The sequence below is a fragment of the Synechococcus sp. EJ6-Ellesmere genome (assembly GCF_024345875.1).
GTDB lineage: Bacteria > Cyanobacteriota > Cyanobacteriia > PCC-6307 > Cyanobiaceae > Regnicoccus_A > Regnicoccus_A antarcticus.
Genome location: NZ_JAGQBY010000138.1, coordinates 1 through 8,366, shown reverse-complemented (window position 1 = coordinate 8,366; position 8,366 = coordinate 1). Strand labels below are relative to the sequence as shown.

Sequence of the window (8,366 nt, the reverse complement as noted above, 5' to 3'; positions counted from 1 at the left end):
CGGCTCACGGCTCACGGCGATGGAGCTGGAACACCAGGGTGAGCTGGTGCGGCTGACCCTGCAGCTCGCCATCGACGGCAGTGATCGCGGCGATCTGCTTCCCCTTGCCCAGGTGCCCTTCCGCCTGGGCTGGGAGGCCAGCGAAGACTGGGGTGAACCCAGCGCACCAACCCGCGAGCGGCTGAAGACCGATCCCTTCTTCCAGCACCAGCCGGTGCAGTCCCCCACCTGGGTGGTGCTGGGCCAGGAATCGGCCGGGCCCTGCCCGGGCGGAGCCATACCGGCGGCCCCGTTCGAGCGCGCCACCGAACACTTCGGCCTGGAGCGCACCCTCAGCTACGGCCGCCTGCCCGGAGGCCTGGTGATGCTCAACTGGCCCCTGCATGGCAACGACTGGCACGACGGCCTGGAGCGTGCCTTCAACGCCGAGGCCACTGTCCAGGCGGAGCTGGAGCGAGCCATGCAGGAGCACAGCCTGGCGTTTCTGGGTGCCTTGCGGGAAGCCTCCGGTGGTTGGCTTCAGCCGGCCCGTGTGTTCCCGGAAGCCCCCGGGGCCGGCTCAGCGCTGGCGGGGGCATCGTCCCTGGCCCTGATGCCCTACTGGCGCGAGGGTCGGCGACTGGTGGGCCACCGCCTGGTGCTGGAGCAGGATCTGCTGCCCCTGATCCCGGCAGGCGCCAGGGGAACCCCCGACGACGACGGGGCCTGGATCGGGCCGATCCCACTCGATGGGGAGGGTCGCTGCAGCGCCATCGCGGTGGGCAACTACGCCAACGACCACCACTACCCCGGCGACGACTGGCCCCTGGCCCCCAAGACCTGCCGCTGGGGTGGCCGCTGGAGCGGCACGCCGTTCATGATCCCCTACGAGGCGCTGGTGAGCGCCGATCTCGACAACCTGCTGGCGGCCGACAAGGCCATCAGCTGCAGCCACATGGCCAACGGCGCCACCCGGCTGCAGCCGTTGATCCTCAACATCGGCCAGGCCGCCGGAGCGGCGGCGGGCCTCTGCGTCGCCTCCGGCACGGCGCCGGCCTCCCTCGACGTGCGCCTCCTGCAGGAGGCGCTGATCAGCGACCCAGTGGCGCCGGCCGGTCCGATACCCCTCTGGGACACCCCCTGGCACCATCCCGAGTGGAAGAACCGCCAGCGCCGTGCCCTGCAGGATCCAGGGCTGCTGCAGCCACGGGGAACCCTGGCTGACAGCGAACCAGCAAGCCCCTTCCAGGCCCCGGTCGAACCCCATGAGCAAGTCTTTGCCGGCACCCTGGTGCCTGATGGAGCCGGTGGCTACATCCTCGAGAGCCATCGCCACCCCTGGCCGCTGATCACCCTGGAGCCAGGCCTGCACCACTGGCTGCGGCGGCAGGAGTCTTCCCGGCCCGTCCGCCTGATCGGTGTCGCCAATCCCTGGGGCCCCTGGCTGCGGGTGTCGCGGCTGGAGGCTGGATCGGAGACGGCCTAACGGGCTTCCAGCCGCAGCAGGTCCGAGAGGGAATCGACCTGCTGGACCTGAACCGTGAGCGCATCCCCCGGCTGACACGACTCCGGAGCGCGGACGGCCTGGTCCATCGCCAGTGCCTCCAGGTGCACAAGGGCCAGCCGATCCTGGGGCCGCAACCAGCGCAGAAACACCGCCGGCCAGCGCTCGCCGCGGTGCTGCTCGAACCAGACCTGCTGCCAGTGGCGCTGATCCTCGCGGCTGATCTGAATGCCTTCACGAATCACCGGATCGAGCTCCTCCAGCAGCTCCCCCATCTGGGTTGCATCAAGGGGCTCCTCGCCCGAGAGGGTGGCGGCCAGCTGGCGCTGGGCCACCAGATCGGCGTAACGGCGGATCGGCGAGGTGGCCTGCACGTAGGCCGGCAGCCCCAGGCTGAAGTGGGGGCTCACTGCAGCGCTGGTGCTGCCGCGGCTGAGGCAGCGGCGCAGGGCCGCGTGGCGGACAGGTCCATCCGGAAGGGCCTCCAGCTCACTCTCGGTCGGCAACTCACTCACGGGTTGCCCGCGGAACGGCATGGCCAGGCCCAGCTCGGCGGCATGGGCGGCCACGACAGAACCCGTGAGGATCATCGCTTCGGCCACAAGGGCCCGCGCCGGGGAGGGATCGGTGATCTCGAGTTCGGCGTGATCGTCCTGGCAGCGGATCCGCCCCTCGCTCTGCTCCATCGAGAGGGCGCCGCGGGCCACGCGCCAACGGCGGCGGCGCTCCAGCAGCCCCTGCAGCAGGGCCAGGTCGGGCTCCTCGGGTGGAGCCAGATCGATCAGGGCATCGCCATCGCCGTAGGTGAGGCGGTAGGTGGGGCAGATCCAGCTGCGTACCAGTTCATGGCGGGCCACGCTGCCGTCTTCGGCCAGCTCCACCGCACAGCTCCAGGCCGCACAGCGCTGCCCCTGGCGCAGGCTGAACGGACCCACCGCCAGGGGCAAGGGGAACATCGGCACCACCCCGGCGGCCAGGTAGAGGCTGGAGCCCCGGGGCCGGGCCTCCAGGTCGAGAGGGGATCCGCTCGCCACCAGTCGTCCCGGATCGGCGATGTGAACCCACAGCCGCAGGCCGCCCCCATCCAGGAGCTCCAGTGCCACTGCATCATCGATCTCCTCGGTGTCGGCGTCATCAAGGGTGTAGCTGCGCAGGGCGGTGAGATCGCGGCGGCTCCCATCGCCTGGTTGCTCCAGCTCGGCCTGGGCCAGCAGCTGCTCGGCGTCCTCAAGCAGAGCCGGAGCGAAGCCCTGCTCCCAGACGCTGCTGCGGAGCGACGGCAGGGCATGCGGCTGCCACTGACCCAGGTCCACCAGCAGGCGGCGCACTGCACCGGGTTCGGCGGCGCAGTGCGCCGCCTGCAGGCCCCGGCGGAGCTCCGGATCGGGCAGCTCCTCGATCTCCCCGGCGGCGAAGGCCAGCAGCTGCTGCAACTGCTGGCTCTGGGCGGGATCGAGCTCAGCGGGTATGAGGGGGGTGCGCTGGCTCAGCAGGCCATGCCAGTGCTGCACCCGTCGCTCGTCCAGCACCCGACGGTGCCGGTCATGGCGCAGCTGGCGCAGGTCACGCAGGGATCGGGGGTGAACCCGGCCCTGACGCCAGCGAAACAGGTGCTGCTCACTCTGTTGCAGCCAGCACCAGCAGGCGGCCCGGGCGGCCGGACTGTCGCCGCCGGCCACCAGCTCGGTGAACTCCTCCAGGCTGACCCCCTCCTCAGGGGGCGCCTCCACCAGCAGGAGCCAGGCGGCTCCCAGATCGCGTCGCCCGGGGGATGCGGCCACCAAGGCGGAAGGGACCAGCTGCCAGGGGGGCTGATCCAGGCGGGAGGGCGGCTCGTGAACCCCTGGCAGAGAAGCCAGCAGATCGAGCTGCCGCATGGGGATCGCCTGGGACCGGGCGTCCCAGCCGGCCTTGAGACGGGCACGGCTGCCGTTGATGGCCTCGATCAAGGCCAGTTCAGGCCCCTTCGAGCCAATCAGGCCGACAAGATCACCCGGTTGCAAACGCCATGCTCCGCTGGGGCAGGGGAAGGACCGCTCAGCCTTCGGGATTCACGAAGGGAAGCAGAGCCACGATCCGGGCCCGCTTGACAGCGTTGGTGAGATCGCGCTGTTGCTTGGCGGTGAGGCCGGAGAGGCGGCGGGGAAGGATCTTGCCGCGCTCGGTGATGAACTTCTTGAGCAGATCGACATCCTTGTAGTCGATCGGATCACCGGGCTTGATCGGTGAGAGGCGCTTCTTGAAAAAGGAACTGGACATGGGTGGGCGAAAACGAACGAGGGAATGAAGGACGAGCTGCTGGGGTCAGTGCCGATGGCGGCAACCCGTTGACCTCACTTGATCTCTTTGTGGACCGTGCTCTTATTGCAGTGAGGGCAGAACTTCTTCAGCTCCAGACGTTCGGTGGTGTTGCGGCGGTTCTTCTGAGAGGTGTAACGGGACACCCCAGGAGAGCGCTTGGCGGGATTGGACCGGCATTCGGTGCACTCGAGAGTGATCACGATCCGGACGCCCTTGTTCTTGGCCATAGGAAGGACGTGCGCCGCTTGATGCGAGGCGTAATGACAGTCCGACACCCTACCCTCCCGGGCTCCGGCATTCCGATCCTTAAGATCTGACCCTTGATCGATGCAGGCGGATGCGGGTCTCGCTCCAGTGGTTGCGGGAACTGGTCTCCTGCGAAGGTCCGGTTCAGGAGCTCGCTGAGCGCCTGTCCATCGCCGGTTTCGAGGTGGAGGCGATCGACGACCTCGCGAGCCAGGCCGAGGGCGTGGTGGTGGGTTTTGTGGAAGACAGGCAGCCCCATCCCGATGCCGACCGGCTGAGCGTCTGTCAGCTGAGGGTGGCCCCGCCCGGTTCTGCCGAAACGCTGCTGCAGGTGGTCTGCGGGGCCGCCAACGTACGTGCCGGCATCCATGTGCCCGTGGCCCTGGTGGGCGCCCATCTCAGCGCCGTGGATCTGACCATCCAGGCCAGCGAACTGCGGGGCGTGGCCAGCACCGGCATGATCTGCTCCCTCAAGGAATTGGGCCTGGCAGACAGCTCCGATGGCATCGCCGTGCTGGATGAGCTGCTGGAGGTGGTTCCGGCGCTGGGGACCCCGGTGGCGGCGGCCCTCGGCCTCGACGACCAGGTGCTGGAGCTGGCCATCACCGCCAACCGACCCGACGGGCTCTCGATGCTGGGCATCGCCCGGGAAGTGGCGGCTCTCACAGGCGGCCAGCTCAGCCTGCCCCCCGCAGCCCCGGTGATCCCCAACGAGCTCCTGCCGGTGGGGCCTGCCAGCGCCGCAGCGATCGAAGCCGGCGGACTGTTCAGCCTCACGGCCCTCACCGGCGTGCGGGTGGAGCCCTCGCCCGCCTGGTTGCAGCGCCGCCTGGAGCGGGCCGGCCTGCGGCCGATCAACAACGTCGTCGACATCACCAACCTGGTGATGCTGGAAACGGGTCAGCCCCTGCATGCCTTCGATCAGGGCCGGCTGGCGGTTCTGGGGGGTCGGCCGGCCGACCCGGCGGCCCTCGGCCTGCGCCCCGCCCAGACCGGAGAAGCCTTCTCTGCCCTCGATGGCACCAGCCACGAACTCAGCCCCGAAGCGCTGGTGGTGACCTACGCCGGTCAGCCGATCGCCCTGGCCGGCGTGATCGGCGGCGCCGATTCGGCGGTGCAGGCCGATACCGAGTCCCTGTGGCTGGAGGCGGCGATGTTCAGCGCCGAGGCCGTGCGCCGCAGTGCCCGCAGCGTCGGCCTGCGCACCGATGCCAGCGCCCGCTTCGAGAAAGGCCTGCCGCGCGAGGTCACCCTGACGGCTGCCGACCGGGCCGTGCAGCTGCTCCAGGAGCTCACAGGCGCCCGGGTGCAGGGCCGTTGGCTGCACCAGCGCCCCCAACAGCCTGCGGAGCCCCTGCGCCTGCGCCGCGATGCCCTGCACAACCTGCTCGGTCCGGTGCTGGTGGACGGCCAGGCGGAAGACCTCGCCGACGGGCGCATCGAGCAGACCCTCTCGGCCCTGGGCTGCAGCCTGCAGGCCGACGGCGAAGGCTGGCTGGTGACGGTGCCCCCCTCCCGCTCGATGGACCTCACCAGGGAGGTGGATCTGATTGAGGAGGTGGCCCGGCTGGTGGGCTACGACCACTTCGCCAGCCATCTGCCCGATCCGATCGAGCCGGGCGGGCTCGAGGCTGGCCAGCAGGCCGAGCGCTGGCTAAGGCAGGCTCTCTGCCACGCAGGTCTGCAGGAAACCTGTGCCTTCTCCCTGGTGCCTGCTCAGGGCCTGATCGAGAACTCCCTGCGGCTGGGGCTCACCAATCCCCTGCTCACCGACTACGGCCACCTGCGCGACAGCCTGCTCGATGAATTGCTGCTGGCGGCCAGGCGCAACCTGCAGGCCTCAATGCCGGGCTTCTGGGCCTTCGAGATCGGCCGTGTCTTCCAGAGCGAGGGAGAGAACCTGCTGGAGCGCACGGAGCTGGCCGGAGTGATCTGCGGCGAGCGGCGTTCGGAACTCTGGAGCAGCGCCGGGAAAGCGCGCAGCCTCGACTACTTCGAAGCCCGCGGTGTCCTGCAGCAGGCCCTGGCCGCCCTGAAGGTTCCCTGCGAAGACAGGGCCAGCAGTGATCATCCCCTGCTCCACCCTGGCCGGGCCGCGGAGCTGCTGGTGGAGGGACGGGTGGCCGGCTGGTTCGGCCAGCTGCATCCACAGCATGCGGAAGCCCTCAATCTGCCGGAGGCCACCCACCTGTTCCAGCTCGCCCTGACACCGCTTCTCAGCGCCGCCACCCGGCGCAACCGCTGGCAGCCGGCTTTCACACCCTTCGCCACCGTGCCGGCCTCCGAACGCGACCTGGCCCTGGTGGTGCCCGATGCCGTCACCGCCGCCCAACTGCTGAGTGCGATCCGCAAGGCAGGCAAACCGCTGCTGGAAACAGCGGAGCTGATCGATCGCTACCAGGGCAGCCAGGTGGAGGCTGGCAACGCCAGCCAGGCCTTCCGCCTGCGCTACCGCGACGCCCGCCGCACCCTCACTGAAGCGGAGGTGGAGCAGGCCCATACGAAGATCCTCGGCGCCCTGCAGAAGCAGTTCGGGGCCGCCAGGCGCTCCTAGGGCTCAGGTGGTGGGGGTCTCCCAGGTGCGCTCCAGCACGGCGAGGGCCTCCACGTGCTGGGTCTGGGGGAAGAAGTCGATCGGCTGAACCCGCAGGAGGCGCAGGGTTCCCGCTGCCGTGAGCCTGGCCAGGTCACGCGCCAGGGTGGCGGGGTTGCAGCTCAGGTAGGCCACCCGCTCGGGCGGAGAGGCCAGGATCGCTTCGCAGACCCGCTCCGGCAGACCCTTGCGGGGCGGATCCAGCAGCAACCCGTCGGCGCCCTCGAGAGCTTCAGGCAGAGCCAGGGCCACGTCGGCGGCCTCGAGCGTGAGGCCATTGAGACCATTGAGACCGGCATTGAGCCTGGCCTGCTCCACGCTGGAAGGGTGTTGCTCCAGGCCCAGCACCCGGGCGCCGGCGGCGGCCAGAGGCAGGCTGAAGGTACCGATACCGCAGTAAGCATCCACGATCCGGCGGCCAGGGGCAGGGCGGAGGGCCTCGATCAGCAGGGGCACCAGCCGCTCGGCCTGGGCAGTGTGCACCTGAAAGAAGGTGTCGGGACCGATCCGCAGCTCAAGGCCCGCGAAGCTGTCGTTCAGCCATGGGCGGCCCGCGATCTCGAGGGTGCGCGGCCCCATCAGGGTGTTGGTGGGCAGGGGCTGGATGTTGAGGCCGACGCCCACCAGCTCCGGCCAGCGCTCCATCCAGATCTCCGCCATGGCCGCCAGATCAGGCAGGTCGCTGTGGCTGCTGATCAGCGTGAGCAGCACTTCACCGCTGTGGTGTCCGACCCGCAGGGCCAGGTGGCGCAAGCCGCCGCCCTCAGTGAGATCGACATCCACCGGCCAGTCGCTCTGCTCGAGATCGCGCTTGAGCGGGGCAATCAGGCGATCGATGCGGGGATCGAGCACCGGGCAGCGGTTCATGTTCACGATCCGGTGGGTGCCGCTGCGGTAAAAACCGGCCCGCAGTTGCCCGTCCGGGCAGCGCTCCAGGGGAATCGTGGTGCGGTTGCGGTAGCCCAGGGGCGTAGCTGAGGCCAGGATCGGCTCCACCTCGAGGCTCTGGCCGCCGATGCGGCGCAGGGCCTGCTGCACCAGATCCTGCTTCCAGACCAGCTGGGCCTGGTCGTTGAGGTGCTGCACTCCGCAGCCGCCGCAGTCGGAGGCCAGGATGCAGGGGGGCTGCCGCCGCTCGGGGGCATCGTTGCGCCGCTCAAGTGGGTGAGCCACCAGATGGCGCTGGGCCTTGTGGTGCACCCGGGCCCGCACCTGCTCCCCCGGCAAGGCCTCGGGAACGAAGACCACCAGGTCGGGAGCCGACTCCTCCGTGGAGGAGATGCGCGCCACCCCCTGGCCGTGATGGTTGAGGCCGGAGATGCACAGATCCAGGTCCGTACCTGGGACCGGCAAAGGAAGTCCCATGGGGATCGGAGCGCTTTGGACGTTAAGCAAACCCTAGATGCAAAGGGGCGTTACATCTGAAGACGTCCTCCTGCAAGAGGGTTGCCGGATCGATAAAGTGTTCAGGCGCCTGGTGTCCTCGATGAGCGTCGTTCGGGATCTGATCCTCCAAGCCGATGATCAGCTGCGGTATCCCAGCGGCGGAGAGCTCCGCTCGATGGCGCAGTACCTCTCCGGCGGTGCCCAGCGCATCCGCGTGGCCCGAGCCTTGGCGGAGAACGAGAAAAAGATCGTCGATGAGGCCGCGCGCCTCCTCTTCACCCGTAAGCCGGAATACGTGGCCCAGGGCGGCAATGCCTATGGGCAGAAGCAACGGGCCCAGTGCCTTCGCGATTTCAG

Annotated in this window: 6 protein-coding genes and 1 pseudogene; 3 read left to right on the top strand and 4 right to left on the bottom strand. The window is 69.3% G+C overall.

The genetic code is table 11. The features are described 5' to 3' along the window. On the top strand, window positions 1-1,465 hold a 1,465-nt coding region (locus tag KBY78_RS13720), incomplete at its 5' end, for an FAD-dependent oxidoreductase (RefSeq protein WP_255144053.1). On the opposite strand, the gene KBY78_RS13715 is transcribed toward KBY78_RS13720, so the two are convergent. From KBY78_RS13715 to rpmG, 3 genes are all read right to left on the bottom strand, one after another. Further along, a complete protein-coding gene (locus KBY78_RS13715; protein WP_255144052.1) occupies window positions 1,462-3,432 on the bottom strand; it encodes an RNB domain-containing ribonuclease in 1,971 nt (656 codons plus the stop codon). The two genes, KBY78_RS13720 and KBY78_RS13715, sit on opposite strands and share 4 nt — an antisense overlap. Before the next feature lie 88 nt (window positions 3,433-3,520). Further along, a complete protein-coding gene (gene rpsR / locus KBY78_RS13710; RefSeq protein WP_006171444.1) occupies window positions 3,521-3,742 on the bottom strand; it encodes a 30S ribosomal protein S18 in 222 nt (73 codons plus the stop codon). Window positions 3,743-3,816: 74 nt separating this feature from the next. Beyond that, the gene (gene rpmG, locus KBY78_RS13705; RefSeq protein ID WP_006171446.1) at window positions 3,817-4,011 is read right to left on the bottom strand and encodes a 50S ribosomal protein L33; all 195 of its coding nucleotides are present in this window, start codon (window positions 4,009-4,011) and stop codon (window positions 3,817-3,819) included. A 110-nt stretch (window positions 4,012-4,121) separates the two neighbouring features. Between rpmG and pheT the strand changes: the two genes are divergently transcribed. Then, a complete protein-coding gene (pheT, locus tag KBY78_RS13700; protein ID WP_255144050.1) occupies window positions 4,122-6,584 on the top strand; it encodes a phenylalanine--tRNA ligase subunit beta in 2,463 nt (820 codons plus the stop codon). A gap of 3 nt (window positions 6,585-6,587) precedes the next feature. Here the strand turns inward: pheT and rlmD are convergent, their stop codons facing one another. Next, a complete protein-coding gene (gene rlmD, locus KBY78_RS13695; RefSeq protein ID WP_255144049.1) occupies window positions 6,588-7,988 on the bottom strand; it encodes a 23S rRNA (uracil(1939)-C(5))-methyltransferase RlmD in 1,401 nt (466 codons plus the stop codon). A gap of 121 nt (window positions 7,989-8,109) precedes the next feature. On the opposite strand from rlmD, the pseudogene KBY78_RS13690 reads away from it, so the two are divergent. Continuing rightward, window positions 8,110-8,366, top strand: a pseudogene (locus tag KBY78_RS13690) (allophycocyanin); the annotation flags it as partial.